Source organism: Curtobacterium sp. MCLR17_051, assembly GCF_003234395.1.
GTDB lineage: Bacteria > Actinomycetota > Actinomycetes > Actinomycetales > Microbacteriaceae > Curtobacterium > Curtobacterium flaccumfaciens.
Genome location: NZ_QKTA01000008.1, coordinates 82,815 through 100,295, shown reverse-complemented (window position 1 = coordinate 100,295; position 17,481 = coordinate 82,815). Strand labels below are relative to the sequence as shown.

Annotated in this window: 14 protein-coding genes and 1 tRNA gene; 2 read left to right on the top strand and 13 right to left on the bottom strand. The window is 70.8% G+C overall.

The features are described 5' to 3' along the window. The first annotated feature begins 94 nt into the window (after positions 1–94). Entirely contained in the window at positions 95–1,423 is a 1,329-nt protein-coding gene (locus DEJ06_RS09145) for an MFS transporter (protein WP_111029276.1), read from the top strand. Between the two features lie 216 nt (positions 1,424–1,639). Here the strand turns inward: DEJ06_RS09145 and DEJ06_RS09140 are convergent, their stop codons facing one another. The 7 genes from DEJ06_RS09140 to polA all read right to left on the bottom strand — a co-directional run bounded on the left by DEJ06_RS09140 (position 1,640) and on the right by polA (position 12,192). Beyond that, the gene (locus tag DEJ06_RS09140; RefSeq protein ID WP_181437342.1) at positions 1,640–2,884 is read right to left on the bottom strand and encodes an acyltransferase; all 1,245 of its coding nucleotides are present in this window, start codon (positions 2,882–2,884) and stop codon (positions 1,640–1,642) included. A 47-nt stretch (positions 2,885–2,931) separates the two neighbouring features. Continuing rightward, the gene (locus tag DEJ06_RS09135) at positions 2,932–4,428 is read right to left on the bottom strand and encodes an AMP-binding protein (protein WP_111039096.1); all 1,497 of its coding nucleotides are present in this window, start codon (positions 4,426–4,428) and stop codon (positions 2,932–2,934) included. A gap of 22 nt (positions 4,429–4,450) precedes the next feature. Then, the gene (locus tag DEJ06_RS09130) at positions 4,451–5,494 is read right to left on the bottom strand and encodes a hypothetical protein (protein ID WP_111039095.1); all 1,044 of its coding nucleotides are present in this window, start codon (positions 5,492–5,494) and stop codon (positions 4,451–4,453) included. After that, complete coding sequence (gene coaE / locus DEJ06_RS09125; protein ID WP_111039094.1) at positions 5,491–6,093, bottom strand: dephospho-CoA kinase; 603 nt, start codon at positions 6,091–6,093, stop codon at positions 5,491–5,493. Before coaE ends, DEJ06_RS09130 begins: the two co-directional genes overlap by 4 nt. A gap of 92 nt (positions 6,094–6,185) precedes the next feature. Further along, positions 6,186–7,661, bottom strand: a complete 1,476-nt coding sequence (rpsA, locus tag DEJ06_RS09120) for a 30S ribosomal protein S1 (protein ID WP_071403741.1) — start codon at positions 7,659–7,661, stop codon at positions 6,186–6,188. Between the two features lie 158 nt (positions 7,662–7,819). Continuing rightward, positions 7,820–9,499, bottom strand: a complete 1,680-nt coding sequence (locus tag DEJ06_RS09115) for a DUF885 domain-containing protein (protein WP_111039093.1) — start codon at positions 9,497–9,499, stop codon at positions 7,820–7,822. 50 nt (positions 9,500–9,549) lie between these two features. Next, the gene (polA, locus tag DEJ06_RS09110; RefSeq protein WP_258372415.1) at positions 9,550–12,192 is read right to left on the bottom strand and encodes a DNA polymerase I; all 2,643 of its coding nucleotides are present in this window, start codon (positions 12,190–12,192) and stop codon (positions 9,550–9,552) included. 128 nt (positions 12,193–12,320) lie between these two features. On the opposite strand from polA, the gene DEJ06_RS09105 reads away from it, so the two are divergent. Next, a complete protein-coding gene (locus DEJ06_RS09105; RefSeq protein ID WP_111039115.1) occupies positions 12,321–12,689 on the top strand; it encodes a PaaI family thioesterase in 369 nt (122 codons plus the stop codon). 24 nt (positions 12,690–12,713) lie between these two features. Here the strand turns inward: DEJ06_RS09105 and DEJ06_RS09100 are convergent, their stop codons facing one another. The 6 genes from DEJ06_RS09100 to DEJ06_RS09075 form a co-directional block, all read right to left on the bottom strand. After that, positions 12,714–13,184, bottom strand: a complete 471-nt coding sequence (locus tag DEJ06_RS09100; RefSeq protein WP_111039091.1) for a GNAT family N-acetyltransferase — start codon at positions 13,182–13,184, stop codon at positions 12,714–12,716. A 109-nt stretch (positions 13,185–13,293) separates the two neighbouring features. Further along, positions 13,294–13,899: an ANTAR domain-containing response regulator gene (locus DEJ06_RS09095; protein ID WP_017887240.1), complete on the bottom strand. Its 606-nt coding sequence runs from the start codon at positions 13,897–13,899 to the stop codon at positions 13,294–13,296. Between the two features lie 181 nt (positions 13,900–14,080). Beyond that, a tRNA-Leu gene (locus tag DEJ06_RS09090) sits at positions 14,081–14,162 on the bottom strand. Between the two features lie 55 nt (positions 14,163–14,217). Next, positions 14,218–15,387: a helix-turn-helix domain-containing protein gene (locus DEJ06_RS09085; RefSeq protein WP_111039090.1), complete on the bottom strand. Its 1,170-nt coding sequence runs from the start codon at positions 15,385–15,387 to the stop codon at positions 14,218–14,220. Between the two features lie 52 nt (positions 15,388–15,439). Next, positions 15,440–15,838 carry a DUF779 domain-containing protein gene (locus DEJ06_RS09080; RefSeq protein ID WP_111039089.1) on the bottom strand — a complete coding sequence of 133 codons (399 nt, stop codon included), beginning with the start codon at positions 15,836–15,838 and terminating at the stop codon, positions 15,440–15,442. After that, positions 15,838–17,379: an aldehyde dehydrogenase family protein gene (locus DEJ06_RS09075; protein WP_111039088.1), complete on the bottom strand. Its 1,542-nt coding sequence runs from the start codon at positions 17,377–17,379 to the stop codon at positions 15,838–15,840. Before DEJ06_RS09075 ends, DEJ06_RS09080 begins: the two co-directional genes overlap by 1 nt. Positions 17,380–17,481 lie beyond the last annotated feature (102 nt).

The following is a 17,481-nucleotide window of genomic DNA, read 5'->3' as shown; positions in this document are numbered from 1 at the left end:
CTGCAAGCAGGCTCCAAGTCGACTGATGGTCATCGGGCATACCGTCCGATCCGTCCAGTCACCCGACTCCTTCCCACTCCCCCGAAGAGGCCTCATGACCACGGCGAACCCGGCCGCACCGATCAAGGGCACCCCGTTCCGCGGACGCATCCGCGGGCGTGTGCTCGTCCTGCTCTGCTGCATGTACGCGATCTCGTACATCGACCGGACGAACATCTCGACGGCGCTGCCCCACATCACCGAGGAGTTCGGGTTCAACGAGGCGACCGCCGGTCTCATCGTCTCCGCGTTCTCGTTGCCGTACGCACTACTGCAGGTGTTCGGCGGCACGATCAGCGAGAAGTTCGGCCCGCGCCGGGCGCTCTTCGTCATCACGGTGATCTGGGGCGTCGCGACGCTCTGGACCGGGTTCGCGGTCGGCTTCTGGACCCTCTTCGCCGCGCGGGCCCTGCTCGGGCTGAGCGAGGCCGCCGCGTTCCCGACCGCCACGCAGGCGATGAGCCGGTGGATCCCCCGCGACCGGAACGGCTTCGCCCAGGGCGTGGTGCACTCCGCGGCACGGCTCGGGAACGCGCTGGCCCCGCTCATCGTCGCGTGGGTGATCGGCGCGACGGGCAGCTGGCGCTGGGCGTTCTTCGCCACCGCGGTGCTGTCCCTGGCGTGGGCCGTCGTCTGGTTCGTCTGGTTCCGCGACAAGCCCGAGTCCGCGAAGGGCATCACGCAGGTCGAGCTCGCCGAGCTCCCGCCGGTCGAGACCCGCGCGACCCGTCCCCCGGTGCCGTGGCGGCAGCTGGCGAAGCAGATCCTGCCGGTCACCTTCGTCGACTTCGGGTACGGCTGGACCCTCTGGGTGTTCCTCACGTGGCTCCCGACGTTCCTCAGCTCCACCTACGGCCTGGAGATCGGCGACTTCGCCCTGTTCACCACCCTCATCCTGCTGGCCGGTGTCGTCGGGGACACCGTCGGCGGGATGCTCAGCGACCGCATCATCCACCGCGGCGGGAACACCCGGAACGCCCGCCGGACCATCCTGGTGATCGGGCTCGGCGGCTCGCTCCTCTGCCTCATCCCGCTCGTGATCGGGCAGGGGCTGCTCGTCGCGACGATCTCCCTGGCCCTGTCGTTCTTCTTCCTCGAGCTCTGCAACGCCAACCTGTGGGCGATCCCGATGGACGTGGCGCCGCAGTGGTCCGGCACGGCCTCGGGCTTCATGAACACCGGGTTCGGCATCGCCGGTGTCGTCTCGCCCATCGTGTTCGGTCTGCTCATCGACGCCTCGGGGTGGCAGGTGCCCTTCGCGCTCTCCTGCGTCCTGCTCGGAGCCGCGGCCGTCGTCGCGTGGTTCATGAAGCCCCAGCGGCTGACGTCCACCGACGGCGTGCTCGAGATCGGCACCCCGAAGGCCGAGCAGCGCTCGGCCTGACGGCCGGCAGCCTGTGCGCGGACCGTGCACCGGCCCTGGTGGTCCGCACGCGACGGCCGGGAGGCGCGGGTCGGGCCCGCCACGTGCCTCCCGGCCGTCGCGCCACGTGTCCACTGCCCCGCACGGCTGGTGCGAGGTTCCGGACCCCGTGGGACGGCGTCACCGTCGCACCACGGACGGAACCTCGCACGCGAGCTGCGCCGTGCGGGCGAGCGCTCAGCGCGCGGCGCGCCGCCCGACGTCGTCGGTCTCGCCGACGAGGGCGTCGTCCGGCTCCACCGGTTCCGGCGACCGCTGCGGCACCGCCGAGCCTGCGGAACGACGCGCCTGCGCCGCTCGCGACGCCCGAGAGGACAACGACGGCCGCCCGGTCAGCGGCACGCTGAGCGGCGTCCACCGGAACAGCTCGGTCACCGCGACGGACAGCACCAGCACGAGCAGGTAGGTGACGAGCGTGAGCCAGGGTCGCGGCACGACGGCCTCGAGCCAGCTGTCGCCGTAGAGCAGGATCCAGATGACGAACGGGTGGCTCAGGAAGATGCCGAACGAGCGATCGGACGCGTAGTCGACGAACCGGGCGGTCCGGCTCCCGGGGCGCCGTCGGTCCGCCCAGGCGGCGCCGATCGCCAGGAACCCGACGAACACCGCGGTGCTCCAGACCACCTGGACCGGCTGCAACGGTGTCCCTGCGGCGTAGAGGGACTGCCCGAGGCCCACCTGCAGCGCCCACACACCGAGGGTGAGCCCACCGACGCCGGCGAACGCCCACAGGACCGAACGGCGGTGGACCCGGATGAACCGCAGGAACGCATCCGCGTGGTCGGCGGCGATCGCCCCCGAGACGATGAAGAAGACGTACGAGAAGAAGAACTGCTTCTGGTACCCCTGCATCCACGCGTCGCTCGCCGGGAAGTACTTGTACCCGGCGAACACCACCAGCTGGACCAGGAACGCCACGACCAGCACGGTCACGTGGTGCCCACGGGTCCGGCGCACCAGCCAGACGATCACCGGCAGGAGCAGGTACACCTGCATCGTCACGAGCAGGAAGTAGAGGTGGTACCACGAGGTGCCGGTGACGATGCCCTCGGCCGCGGTGCGCACCAGGTCGGGGACGTCGCCACGGCGGGTGGGACTCAGCAGCCACGCCGCCGCGACGTAGACGAACGACCACGCCAGGTACGGCACGCCCACGAGCAGGAACCGCTTCGGCCAGAACTGCGCCATCGGCCTCGGGCGCAAGGTGTAGCTGTACACGAGCACGAACGCGGTCAGCGAGAAGAAGACCAGCCGGGTGAAGTGCAGCAGGGCGAGCAGCGCGTTCAGCCCGACGTCGTCGGTGGCGGCGGTGTGGCTCGTGGTGTGCACCCCGATCACGCACGCGAACGTGAGGATGCGGAGCACGTCGACCTCGTACAGGTGCCGGGGCTTGCCCTCGGCCGTCCGCGTCGGCGTCTGCACCCCCGGCTCGTCGCCGGTCGATGCCGGGGACACGCGTGATGGTCCGTTCACGATGGTCGGGCCATGGTCCGGACCTTCGCGCGCTGCACCTTGCCGGTGGGCGCACGCGGCAGGTCCGGCACGACGATGACCTCGACCGGTCGGCGGAACCGGGTCAGGTGTGCCTCGGCCCGGGCCACGAGGTCGGCCACGAGGGCTGCGTGGTCGACGGGTTCGTCGGGCTGCGGGATCACGTAGGCGATCGGGACGGCACCGAGCACGTCGTCGGGGCGGGCGACGACGACCGCCTCGAGCACGCGTGGGTCGCCGAGCAGGACGTCCTCGACCTCGGACGGGTAGACCTTCTCGCCACCGCGGTTGATGACGTCGTCGGAGCGTCCGGCCAGGGACACCCAGCCGTCGGTGCTGACGGACCCGACGTCACCGGTGTGCAGCCACCCGTCGGCGTCGAACCGCTCGGACGCGCAGCCACCCAGGTAGCCCCGAACGATCCCCTCGCCCCGCACCCACAGCGCACCGATCTCGCCGGCGGGCAGCACCGAGCCGTCCTCGCCGCGGACCTGCACCTCGGAGCTGACCGGCACCCCGACGGTACCCGGCCGGGCCGGTTCGTCGAGCGGCGTCGCCGTGATCTGCGAGGCGCCTTCAGTCATGCCCCAGCTCACGACGAGCGGCACGTCACCGAGGGCGGCGCGCACCGGATCCGGCAGCGGCGCCGACGCGCTGCGTACGAACCGCAGGCCCGGCGGGAACTCGAGCGGCCCGGTCTTCGCCAGCACGGCCAGGACGGCCGGGACGGCGTTCAGCCAGGTGATCCGTCGTTCCGCGAGCAGGTCCCAGAACCCGGTACGACGGAAGCGCCGGTCGAGCACGAGGGTCGCGCCGGCGACGAGCGTCGCGAGCAGTCCGACCACCTCGGCGTTGACGTGGAACAGCGGCAAGGAGTTGAACCCGCGGTCGTCCGGCACGAGCCGGTTGTGCCGTGCGACGGCCCGGGCGACGAACAGCAGCTGCGTCTCGGGCAGCTCGACGCCCTTCGGCGTGCCGGTCGAACCGGAGGTGAACAGCACGACGGACCCCTGGCCCGGCGGGTGCGGGCTGTGGGCGGGCAGGTCGCCGTCACGGACGGCGGTCGGGAGGAACGTGGCCGGGTCGATCCCGCTTGCCGGTGCCCCGGGGACGGTCCCGTCCACCGCGCGGTCCGACACGACGATGGACGCGCCGCCGATCAGGTCGGCGAGACGGCCGGGCTCGGTGGCCGGCTGGCCGGTGTCGACGGGGATCGCCCGGCGACCTGCGGCGACGGCGCTCAGGTGCACGACCGCGAACGCGAGCGGGTCAGCCACGTCGACCAGGACGGCACCCGACGGGGCGATGCCGATCGCGTCGAAGGTCCGCGACCAGGCGGTCACCGCGGCGTCGAGCGCACGGTACGTGAGGACGCGCTCGGAGCGGGCGTCCTCGAGGAAGTGGCGCACGCCCCCGTCGGCCGCACGGGCCCGGATGAGCGAGCGCAGGTCGGGTTCATCACGAACGGGCTGCACGCAGGAAGGCTATTGCGCGACGCTATGAGCGGTCAGAGGGAACAGCGGGATCTGTGGAGAACCGGTGCAGCATCCACTGCCACAGCGGGAGCATCCGGGGGACGCCGTCACGGGTGAGCGGCGTCGAGTCCTTGATGATCAGGGAGTGCGCCTTGCCGTCGCCGCCGAGGTCGGTGAGGATCGCATGCGGGTCCGCTCCGGCGAGTGGCGGTGCGGTGTCCGTCTCGAACGGCCCGGACACACCGCTCAACCCCAGGACGTCCCACGAACCGGTGATGCGGGGACCGAACGTGTCTCGGACGTCGTCGATGGCGTACATCCGGTCGACCGGTGTCCGGCCCGGGCGGTCCATCCACGCTGCGTGCGCCGGCCCGCGGGACTCCACGGGCGACGAGAACATCAGCGCGCCGTGGACACTGCGGATGTGGGCGATGTACGCCGCCTCTCCGCCGCCCTGCGAGTGCCCGGCCACGACGATGTCGTTCCAGACGATGCGGTCGTCGCCCTGGACGAACCGCCCCCAGCCGCCGTCGGGGTCGTGGTCGTCGAGGTACGCGACGGCGTCCCGGAAGCGCGAGACGATCGACCCGGCCGGACTGACCGCGCTGAACGCCGAGGGCCGCGTGCCGTCGAAGCGGTTCCGCTGCACCATGCCGTAACAGCGTGCGTTCGCCTCACACGTGCCGGACAGGGTGCGGCCGAGGTTCCAGTAGTCGAGGCCGAGCACGTGGTACCCGTCGGCCAGGGCGGCCCCGAGGAACCGCTGGTACTCCGCGGGACGGGATCGCGTCGCCGGCAGGAACAGCAGGAGCGGCCCGTCAGCCGAGGTGCGTGCGGCGAAGTCGTCACGGTTCGGGGTGAGCCGCTCACCGTTCACCGTTCCGAGCCGGAACCGGTGGAACTCCCCCTCGGGCCCGTGTTCGTCACCCGACGGCCGCTCGTGCACCGCGACCCGGCCGTTGTCCGCCACTCGCTGGGCACCGAGGACGTTCGCGGCGACGAGCGACGCGCCCCCGATCGCCACGAGGACGATCGCGGCGAGGACGAGCAGCAGGCGGTGGCTCATGGAGTGATCCGCGCCCACACCTCGTCAGCGGAGCGGATCGTCTGCTCGAGCGTCCCGGTGGCGTCGACGACGTGGTCGGAGAGGGCAAGACGGTCGGCATCGCTCGCCTGGGCGGCGACGCGGCGCTCGGCCTCGTCACGGGGCATGCCGCGGTGCTCGACGAGCCGTTCGATGCGCTGCGCCGCGGGGGCGTCGACCACCACGACGGCGTCGAACCGGAGCGGACGCGAGCCGCGGGCCTCGGCGAGCAACGGCACGTCGTAGACCACCACGGCGTCGGGGTCGGTGGCCTCGGCGGCGTCGAACGCCTGCTGCGCGAGCCGCCAGACCTCGGGGTGCGTGATGGCTTCGAGGTCCTTCCGCGCCGCGGGGTCCGCGAACACGATCGACCCGAGCGCCGGCCGGTCGAGCGAACCGTCGGCGGCGATCACCGACGGACCGAACCGCTCGGCGACCTGCGCCAGGCCCGGGCTGCCCGGTGCCACGGCGTCCCGCGCCAGTCGGTCGGCGTCGACGACGACGGCCCCGTGCTCGGCCCAGCGCCGGGAGACCGTCGACTTGCCCGCGGCGATGCCGCCCGTGAGTCCGATGATGTGCACGGCAACAGGGTAACGACCCCGATGCCCGGAAACGCCGGAAGCCCGGCACCCTGTCAGGGGTGCCGGGCTTCCGGTCGGGACGAACCGCTCGATCAGTTGTTGGTCGAGCTGAGCTTCTCGCGGAGTGCAGCGAGCGACGCGTCGTCGGCCAGGGGGCTCGCGCCACCCGTCTCGCCGGCGAACGACGAGGTCGACGACGACGAGGAAGCCGTGGCCGGGAGGTCGAAGCCACCCTGCGCCTCGTCGGCGATGGTCTTCGCGACCTGCGCCTTGTGGGCTTCCCAACGACCCTGGGCGGCCGCGTACTGGCCCTCCCACTCGGTGCGCTGCGTGTCGTAGCCCTCGAGCCACTCGTTGGTCTCCGGGTCGAAGCCCTCGGGGTACTTGTAGTCACCCTTGTCGTCGTACTCGGTCGGCATGCCGTAGAGCGCCGGGTCGAACTCGTCGCTCTCCGGGTCGACGCCCTCGTTCGCCTGCTTGAGGCTGAGCGAGATGCGGCGACGGTCGAGGTCGATGTCGATGATCTTGACGAAGACCTCGTCGTTGACCGAGACGACCTGCTCGGCGAGCTCGACGTGCTTGTTCGAGAGCTCCGAGATGTGCACGAGGCCCTCGATGCCGTCGGCAACGCGGACGAAGGCACCGAACGGGACGAGCTTCGTGACCTTGCCCGGTGCGATCTGACCGATCGCGTGGGTGCGGGCGAAGACCTGCCACGGGTCCTCCTGCGTCGCCTTGAGCGAGAGCGACACGCGCTCGCGGTCCAGGTCGACCTCGAGGATCTCGACGGTGACTTCCTGACCGACCTCGACGACCTCGCTGGCGTGCTCGATGTGCTTCCAGCTGAGCTCGGAGACGTGGACGAGACCGTCGACGCCGCCGAGGTCCACGAACGCACCGAAGTTGACGATCGAGGACACGATGCCCTTGCGGACCTGGCCCTTGTGGAGGTTGTTGAGGAACGTCGTCCGGGACTCGGACTGCGTCTGCTCGAGGAGTGCACGGCGCGACAGGACCACGTTGTTGCGGTTCTTGTCGAGCTCGAGGATCTTCGCCTCGATCTCCTGGCCGAGGTACGGCGTCAGGTCGCGGACACGACGGAGCTCGATGAGCGAGGCGGGGAGGAAGCCACGGAGGCCGATGTCGACGATGAGACCGCCCTTGACGACCTCGATGACCGTCCCGGTCACGACGCCGTCGGACTCCTTGATCTTCTCGACGTCGCCCCACGCACGCTCGTACTGCGCGCGCTTCTTCGACAGGATGAGGCGGCCTTCCTTGTCCTCCTTCTGGAGAACCAGGGCCTCGACCTCGTCGCCGACCTCGACGACCTCGTTGGGGTCGACGTCGTGCTTGATCGAGAGCTCGCGCGAGGGGATGACGCCCTCGGTCTTGTAACCGACGTCGAGGAGGACCTCGTCGCGGTCGATCTTCACGACGGTGCCGGAGATGAGATCACCGTCGTTGAAGAACTTCAGGGTCTTCTCGACCTCGGCCAGGAAGTCATCAGCCGAACCGATGTCGTTGATGGCGACCTGCTTAGGAGCCTTGGTCGTAGTGGTTGTCATGTAGAGATTGCTCCGAACGGACATGAGTCGGGCCATGGCGTGCGGGGACTCGGCCCCCGTGGTGCACCGCCGTGGCGATTGATTGAGTGGCGCGGATTGCGCCGCACAAGTCTAACCGCACCGGCGGAGGCCCCACAACCGGGCGTGTCGACGGCGCGTCACCCGACCAGGGCGGTCCGCAGGGTGTCGAGGCCGATGCTGCCGAGCGAGAGCGCACGGTGGTGGAACGCCTTCAGGTCGAAGTCGGCTCCCTCGCGGGCGGCGACCTCGTCGCGGATGGACTCCCAGACGCGCTGACCCACCTTGTACGAGGGGGCCTGCCCCGGCCACCCGAAGTACCGGGCGACCTCGAACCGGACGAACGCGGGGTCCATGTTCACGTTCTGCCCCATGAAGTCGAGCGCGTACTCCCACGTCCAGCCGCCGCCGTCGGGGTTCGTCTTCTGCAGGTGCACGCCGATGTCGAGCACGACGCGGGCCGCCCGCATGCGCTGCCCGTCGAGCATGCCGAGCCGGTCGCCGTCGTCGTCGAGGAACCCGAGCTGCTCCATCAGCCGTTCGGCGTACAGCGCCCAGCCCTCGACGTGCCCGGAGGACCCGGACAGCTGCCGGCGCCACGTGTTCAGTTCGCCGCGGTTGTAGACGCCCTGGCTGATCTGCAGGTGGTGTCCCGGGACGCCCTCGTGGTAGACCGTGGTCTTCTCGCGCCAGGTGCCGAACTCGGTGACGCCCTCGGGCACGGACCACCACATGCGGCCAGCACGGGAGAAGTCGTCGGAGGGGCCGCTGTAGTAGATGCCGCCCTCCTGCGTGGGGGCTATCCGGCACTCGAGGCGACGGATCGGTTCCGGGATGTCGAAGTAGGTCCCGGCCATCGCGGCGATCGACGCGTCGCTCGTCTCCTGCATCCACCGCTGCAGCGCGTCGGTGCCGTGCAGGATCCGGGACGGGTCGGTGTCGAGCACCTCGATCGCCCGGGCGACACTCGCGCCGGACTCGATGCGGTCGGCGATGCGCTCCTGCTCGTCCCGCATGCGCGCGAGTTCCTCGAGGCCCCACTCGTACGTCTCGTCGAGGTCGACGACGGCGCCGAGGAACCGGCGCGAGTGCAGCTCGTAGGCTTCGCGACCGACGGCGTCGACGGGGGTGGCGAGCGGCAGCAGCTCGTGCTCCAGGAACTGGCCGAACGAGCGGTAGGCCGCCGCGGCGACCTCGGCACCGCGGTGCAGGTCTGCTCGGAGCGTCTCCGGCACGGGGCCGTCGCCCTCGAACGCCGCGGAGTCGGCCAGCTGACGGAACATCCCGCCCTCGGCGCCGGTTCGCGCCGCCTGCTCGGCGATGAGCGCGACCTGGCGCTTCGCCGGGGTGACGTCCTCGCGGGTGCCCTCGAGCAGGGTCTCGCGGATGCCCTCGAGCGCGTCGGGCAGCGCGTGCAGTCGGCTCGCGATGTCCTGCCAGTCGCCCTCGGTCGCGGTCGGCATCAGGTCGATGATCTCGCGGACCGACTGCGCCGGGCTCGCGATGACGTTGAGGTCACGGAGGTGGAGCTTGCGCTCGTACGACTCCTGCACCAGGTCCAGCTCGGCCCCGAGGTCGGCCTTCGTCACCTGGTCCACCGAGTCGGCGGCGGGAGCGGCGTCGAGCGCACGCTTCGCACCGCGCGCGGCCTCGGCCATCGCGGCGGCGCCGGCGGGCGAGGTGTCGCCGTACTCCCCCGTGCGCCCCGGGACGCCGATGTACGTGGCGGTCGTCGGGTCGAGGTCGACGAGGGTGGTGACCCAGTCCTCGGCGACGCGGTCGACGGCGGACGGCTGGCGGACAGGACGCTCTTCGCTCATGCCCCGACCCTACCGACCCGCGGGTCGGCAGGACTCCCGAGCCACCCGGGTCAGTGGGCGGCGCTCTCCCAGTTCGGCCCCACACCGACCGAGACGTCGAGCGGGACGGTCAGCTCGGCGGCGCTGCCCATCCGGGTACGGAGGATCTCCTCGACACGCTCCTGCTCCCCGGGCGCGACCTCGAGGATGAGCTCGTCGTGCACCTGGAGCAGCAGGTGCGACTGCAGCTCGCCGTCGCGCAGGTCGTCGGCGACCCCGAGCATCGCGATCTTGATGATGTCGGCGGCCGAACCCTGGATCGGGGCGTTCAGCGCGGCGCGTTCGGCGTTCTCGCGCAGGACCCGGTTCGGGCTCTTCAGGTCGGGGAACGGGCGACGGCGACCGAAGATCGTCTCGGTGTAGCCGTCCTCGCGCGCCTGCTCGACGACGTTGCGCAGGTAGTCGCGCACCGCGCCGAAGCGGGCGAAGTACTCGGTCATCAGGGTGCGGGCCTCGGACTGCTCGATGCGCAGCTGCTTCGACAGGCCGAAGGCGCTCAACCCGTAGGCCAGGCCGTAGGACATCGCCTTGACCTTGGTGCGCATCTCGTTGGAGACCTCGGACGGGTCGACGCCGAACACCCGCGCGCCGACGAAGCGGTGCAGGTCCTCGCCCTCGTTGAAGGCCTGGATGAGCCCCGGGTCGCCGGAGAGGTGCGCCATGATCCGCATCTCGATCTGCGAGTAGTCGGCGGTGACGAGCGTCGTGTACGGCTCGGCCACCGCGAACGCCGACCGGATCCGGCGACCGACGGCCGTCTTCACCGGGATGTTCTGCAGGTTCGGGTCGGTCGACGAGACCCGGCCGGTGCTCGTACCGGTCTGCTCGTACCGGGTGTGGATGCGCCCGTCGACCACGGCGGCGTCGAGGGTGTCGACGATCTGCCGGAGCTTCGTGGCGTCGCGGTGCTGCAGCAGGAGCCCGAGGAACGGGTGCGGGTGCTGTTCCTGCAGGTCCGCCAGGCTCGCGGCGTCGGTCGAGAACCCGGTCTTGGTCTTGCGGGTCTTCGGCATCGCGAGCTCGGTGAACAGGACTTCCTGCAGCTGCTTCGGCGACCCGAGGTTGACCTCGTGGCCGATCTCGGCGAAGGCCTGCTGCGCGAGTTCGGCGGCGCGCTCCCCGAGTTCCTTCGACAGGCCGGTGAGCACCGGGCGGTCGATGCCGACGCCGACGGTCTCCATGCCGGCCAGCACCGACACGAGCGGCAGCTCGATGTCGTCGAGGACCTGCAGCGAGGACCCGTCGATCCGGGCGCGCAGGGCCGTGGTGACGCGGAGCACGAACCACGCGTGCACCCCGACGTTGACCGGGTCGGTCTCGGGGACCAGCTGGTTGGGGTCGGCCGTCGGCAGTTCTTCGCCGAGCTCCTGGTAGACGAGGTCGGACAGTGGCTGTCCCTGCTTGCCGGGCTGCGCGAGCCACCCCATGATGCGTGCGTCGCCGGCGATGCCGTTCACGACGAAGCCGGCGGTGCCGAGCGCCTTGATGGCGGCCTTTGCGTCGTGGAAGTGCTTCGGGGCGTCGGAGGCGAACCAGGCCGAGAGCTGCTCGTAGTCCTGCGCGCCGCTGCCGCCCGGTACCAGCACGGCGTCGTCGTGGGTCGCGATGCCGATGGCGCTGAGGCGTCCGTCGATGACCTCGACCGCGACGCCGTAGCCGTTCGCCGCCTCGGTCGCGTTGCGGCGCTCGAGCCAGTAGCCGAGCTCTTCGTCGATCAGGGTCTTGACGGGCGGCGGCGTCGGCGCGCCGTCATCGACGGTGCCCTCGGCCGCGGGCTCGGCGGGGTCGCCCGACCCGGCCACCTTGAAGACGCGGTCGAGCAGCGTGCGGAACTGCAGTTTGGCGAAGAGCTCGCGCACCGCGGTCTCGTCGACCGGGCGGAGCGCGACGTCGGCGGGACCGACGGGCAGCTCGACGTCGGTGACCAGGCGGTTGAGCCGGCGGTTCCGGATCGCCCGGTCCTGCTGTTCGCGCAGGTTGTTGCCGACGACGCCCTTGATCTCGTCGGCGTGCTCGAGGACGCCGTCGAGCGACCCGTACTGAGTGACCCACTTGACCGCGGTCTTCTCGCCGACCTTGTCGATGCCGATCAGGTTGTCGCTGGTCTCGCCGACGAGTGCGGCGATGTCCGGGTACTGGTGGGGCTCGATGCCGTAGCGCTCGTAGACCTTGTCGCGGTCGTAGCGGGTGAGTTCGGAGACACCGCGGACGGACGGGTAGAGCAGCGTGACGTCGTCGTTGACGAGCTGGATCGAGTCGCGGTCACCGGAGACCACGTAGACCTTGAAGCCCTGGTCGGCACCCTGCTTGGAGAGGGTCGCGAGGATGTCGTCGGCCTCGTAGTCCTCTTTCGTGACGGTGGTGATGCCCATCGCCTCGAGCGCCTGCTGCAGGAGCGGGATCTGGCCCTTGAACTCGGCCGGGGTCTCGGAGCGGGTGCCCTTGTACTCGGCGTACTCACGGGTGCGGAACGAGAACCGGGAGATGTCGAACGCCACCGCCAGGTGGGTGGGCTTCTCGCGCTGCAGGAGCATCAGCAGCATCGAGATGAAGCCGTGGATCGCGTTGGTGTGCTGCCCCTCGCGGTTCACGAAGCTGTCGACCGGCAGCGCGTAGAAGGCCCGGAAGGCGAGCGAGTGGCCGTCGATGACCATGAGGGTAGGCTTTGCGGAGTCCGACACCCGGACAGCCTACCGACGCCCGCTGACACGGAAGGTCGACGCAGACCGTGACCGACGACACCACATCGACCACGATCGATCCCCGCATCGACGAACGCGGCATGGGCGAGCTGGCCGAGAAGATGGGCATGGTCATCACCGAGCTCTCGGCCGAGCGGGCGGTCGGTTCGATCCCCGTCGAGGGCAACCGCCAGCCGGTCGGCCTGCTGCACGGCGGTGCCTACGTCGTCCTCGCGGAGAGCCTCGGTTCGATGGCCGCGAACGTGCACGCCGGGCCCGACCGCTACGCCGTCGGCATCGAGCTCAGCGCCTCGCACTCCCGCAGCGCCACGAGCGGCATCGTCACGGGCACGTGCACCGCCATCCACCTGGGCGGCACGCTCACCACCCACGAGATCGTCCTGACCGACGACCAGGGTCGTCGCTGCTCCACCGTGCGGATCACGAACATGATCCGCGAGCGACGCTGACCGACGGAGCGACGGAGCGACGGCTCAGTCCTCCGGCGGCCGCTGCAGCAGCAGGCGGGCGTCGCCGAACCCGAGCCGCCGGTAGAGCCGTTCGCCGTCCACGCTCGAGTGCACCGACGTCCGCTCCACGCCGAGCTCGTCGGCGAGCTCGAGCAGCGCCGTCACGAGGCGTCCGGCGACGCCGGAACCACGCAGCTCCGGGTGCACGTAGACCGTCTGCAGCTCGGCGGCGAACCGGTCACCGTCGACGTGCGGCGCCGGCGGTCGCGGGTGGACCGCCAGCCACGCCATGCCGAGCACCACGCCGTCCCGCTCGGCGACCACGCACCGGTGCGACTCCCGGTGACGGGCGGCGAAGTCCGTCATCGCCCTGCGGTACTCCCCCGGCGTCTGCACCGGTGAGCGGCCGTCCTCGTCGACGCTCCACCGCCACCGCAGGTCCGCCACCGCCGGCATGTCGTCAGGCCGGGAGGCCCGGATCACCACGTCGTCCATGGCTCCAGCCTGCCAGGTGGTCGCGGCACACGCCCCGCCCCCGGACGCAGGAACGCCGCCGACCCCAGGAGGTTCGACGGCGTTCCGTGAGCGACGGTGGTGCGCTGGACTACTTCTTGGCGCTGAGCTGCTCGATGATCGCCTTCGCGACGTCGTGCATGGTCAGGCGGCGGTCCATCGAGGCCTTCTGGATCCAGCGGAACGCCTCGGGCTCGGTGAGGCCCATCTTCTCGTTCAGCAGGCCCTTGGCGCGGTCGACGAGCTTGCGGGTCTCGAAGCGCTCGACGAGGTCGGCGACCTCGGCCTCGAGCGTGATGATCTGCTGGTACCGCGAGAGGGCGATCTCGATCGCGGGGAGCAGGTCGTTCGGGGTGAAGGGCTTGACCACGTAGGCCAGCGCTCCGGCCTCGGTCGCACGCTCGACGAGGTCCTTCTGGCTGAACGCCGTCAGCAGGACGACGGGCGCGATGTGGTTCTTGGACAGCTTCTCGGCTGCGGAGATGCCGTCGAGCTGGGGCATCTTGACGTCCATCACGACGAGGTCGGGGCGGAGGTCGGTCGCGAGCTGGACGGCGGTCTCACCGTCACCGGCTTCACCGACCACGTCGAACCCGTTGTCGCGGAGGATCTCCACGATGTCGAGGCGGATGAGCGACTCGTCCTCGGCGACGACGACGCGACGGGGTGCTGGTGCTGTTGCTTCTGTGTCACTCACGGACGAAAGCCTACTAGACGTCGGAAGTGCCGTATCCCAGACCACGCAGATCGATCAGTCGGATCAGCGGCTTGGTACGAGTGGCGGGACGCGGGTCCGAACCGCCCCGCACGCCGTGAGCAATTTCGTACGAGTGGCGGGACGCGGGTCCGAACTGCCCCGCACGCCGTGAGCAATTTCGTACGAGTGGCGGGACTTGAACCCGCACGCCGTGAGGCAGAGCATTTTGAGTGCCCCGTGTCTGCCGATTCCACCACACTCGCGAGGAGGCCAACACTACCAGCCCGACCCGCGCCTCCCGGCCCGTCGTCGACCGTCTCAGGAGCCCTCGAGCGCCTCGATCGCCGCCACGAGACCGGCCCGTCGCGGCGACCGCCGCGGCAGCACCGCGAGCAGCGCGCGGAGCACGAGCGCGTCGGTCGCACCGTCCGGGGTGCGCGCCCACGCGAGCAGGGCGTCGACGCCGCCGTCGGCGACGACCGACTCGCGGAACCGCAGCCGCACCAGGTCCCGGACCGCGTCGACGCCGGGTGCGGCGGAGCCCGGCAGGACCGGTCCGGCGTACCGGTCGACGGCCTGGAGGCGCGCCCCGCGTTCGAGCGCGGACAGCACGCCGTCGACGTCGGTCCGGACCCCGGTCACCCGGTACGGCCGCGACGTCACGGTCACGTCCGGCGCGTGCTGCGCGAGGACCCGGCGCAGCCGGACGACCTCGGCGCGCAGGGTGACGACCGCGCCCGGGTCACCGTAGACGGCGGCGGCGAGGTCGGTCGCTGCGAGACCGGCGGGGTGCGCGGCGAGCACGACGAGCAGTTCGGAGTGCCGGGCGGACAGCTCGACCCGGCGGTCGGCGATCCGGAGCACGGCGGTGTCGGTCCCGAGCACGGTCAGCTCGGCCGACGGTACGCGGGGTGTCCGCGCCCGTGGTCGGACCGCGGCGAGGGCGAGCTGGGCCTCGGCTGCGGCGACCGTGGCGGCGAGCAGCGACAGCGTGTGCCGCTCGACGGCGCGGTCGTCGCCCGTCAGGTCGAGCACGCCGACGGTCGCACCGCTCGCGTCGTGCACCGGGACCGCCGTGCACGAGAACGGCTTGACGGCGTTCGCGTAGTGCTCGTCGGAGCGGATCTGCACCGGACGGTCGAGGCGCAGTGCCGTGCCGGGCGCGCTGGTGCCGACGCGGTCCTCCGACCAGTCGGCCCCGGGGACGAAGCCCATGTCCTCGGCGGCGCGACGGGTGGAGCGGGCGCCGTCGACCCAGACGAGACGGCCCGCGGCGTCCGCGACGGCGACGACGCACCCGGCCGAGCGGGAGTCGTCGAGCAGCAGCCGGCGGACCACCGGCAGCAGGGTGGCGAGTGGGCCGTCGTGCCGGACGGCGTCGAGTTCGTCGTCGCCGAGGGCGAGGACCGGGGTGGCGTCGGGGTCGACCCGGGCGGACCGCTGCCACGATGCGGCGACGAGCGGGCGGAGCCGACCGGGTGCGCGCATGCGTCCTCCGATCGACCCCACCCGCCGCTCCGTCGCGACGCGTGCGGTCAGCCTACGTCCGGGCCACCCGCGGGACCAGGCCGAGATCGGCGAGCTCGGCGTCGTCGAACATCCGCGACCGGGTGAGGAACCGTTTGCCCTCCGGGACCTCGACCGAGAACCCGCCGCCCCGACCGTCGACGACGTCGATCGTCAGGTGCGTGTACTTCCAGTACTCGAACTGCGACACCGACATGTAGACCTCGACCGGCTCGAGGCCGTCCACCTGCAACGCGCCGAGCAGGACGTCCCCCGGACCGGTCCGGAACATGCCGACGGGGTAGCACATCGGACTCGAGCCGTCGCAGCAGCCGCCGGACTGGTGGAACATCAGCGGACCGTGCCGGGCGGTGAGGGTCCGCAGGAGCTCCCCCGCCGCCGGCGTCACCGCGACGCGTGCGGTGTCGGGCATCAGAAGAAGCCCATCGGTCCATCGGCGTAGGAGACGAGCAGGTTCTTCGTCTGCTGGTAGTGGTCGAGCATCATCTTGTGGTTCTCGCGCCCGATGCCGGACTGCTTGTAGCCGCCGAAGGCCGCACCCGCCGGGTACTGGTGGTACGTGTTCGACCACACGCGCCCGGCCTGGATGTCCCGTCCGGCGCGGTACAGGGTCGTGACGTCCCGGCTCCACACCCCGGCGCCGAGCCCGTACAGGGTGTCGTTGGCCGTGGCGATCGCGTCGTCGTAGCCGCTGAAGGACGTCAGCGCGAGCACGGGCCCGAAGATCTCCTCCTGGAAGATCCGCATCGAGTTGTCGCCCTCGAACACCGTCGGCGTGACGTAGTAGCCGCCGGAGAGTTCGCCGCCCAGGTCGGCGCGCTCGCCACCGGTCAGGAGCTTCGCACCCTCCTGCTTGCCGATGTCGATGTAGCTCAGGATCTTCTCGAGCTGGTCGTTGGACGCCTGGGCGCCGATCATCGTCGACAGGTCGAGCGGGTGTCCCTGCTTGACGGCGCGGACGCGTTCCAGGCCGTCGGCGACGAACCCGTCGTAGATCTCCTTCGCCACGAGTGCCCGCGACGGACACGTGCAGACCTCGCCCTGGTTGAGGTTGAAGAACGTGAAGCCCTCGAGCGCCTTGTCGTAGAAGGAGTCCTTCTCGGCCGCCACGTCGGGGAAGAACACGTTCGGGCTCTTGCCGCCGAGCTCGAGCGTCACCGGGATGAGGCTCTGCGAGGCGTACTGCATGATCAGCCGCCCGGTCGTGGTCTCCCCCGTGAAGGCGATCTTCCGGATGTCCGGGTGCTGCGCGAGCGGTGCGCCGACCTCGATGCCGAAGCCGTTGACCACGTTGAGCACCCCGGCGGGCAGCAGGTCGCGGATGAGCTCGACGAGCACGTGGATGGACGCCGGGGTCTGCTCGGCGGGCTTCAGCACGACGCAGTTGCCGGCGGCGAGGGCCGGTGCGAGCTTCCACACCGCCATCAGGATCGGGAAGTTCCAGGGGATGATCTGCCCGACCACGCCGAGCGGCTCGTGGAAGTGGTAGGCCACGGTGTCGTGGTCGATCTCGCCGGCGGAGCCCTCCTGTGCGCGGATCGCCCCGGCGAAGTACCGGAAGTGGTCGATCGCGAGCGGGATGTCGGCGCCGAGGGTCTCGCGGATCGGCTTGCCGTTCTCCCACGTCTCGGCGACGGCGAGCATCTCGAGGTGCTCCTCCATGCGGTCCGCGAGCTTGTTGAGGATGACGGCACGTTCGGCCGCGCTCGTCCGTCCCCAGGCCGGGAACGCCTTCCATCCGGCGGCGACGGCCCGGTCGACGTCCGTGGAGTCACCGCGGGCCACCTCGGTGAACACCTTGCCCGTGACGGGGGTGGGGTTCTCGAAGTACTGCCCGCTGGCGGACGGCACGTACTCCCCGCCGATGAAGTGGTCGTACCGGGATCGGTACTCGACCAGGGAGCCGGGCTCGCCGGGTGCGGCGTAGCTGGTGGGCGAGGGTGCGATGGTCATGGTGGTGCCCTTTCGACGACGCTGTCGGGGCGCACGGGTCGCGCGCCTGCTCCGCACGGTACGACCGCGGGGGTTGCAGGTCGTTGCACGGCCCGCGGCTCC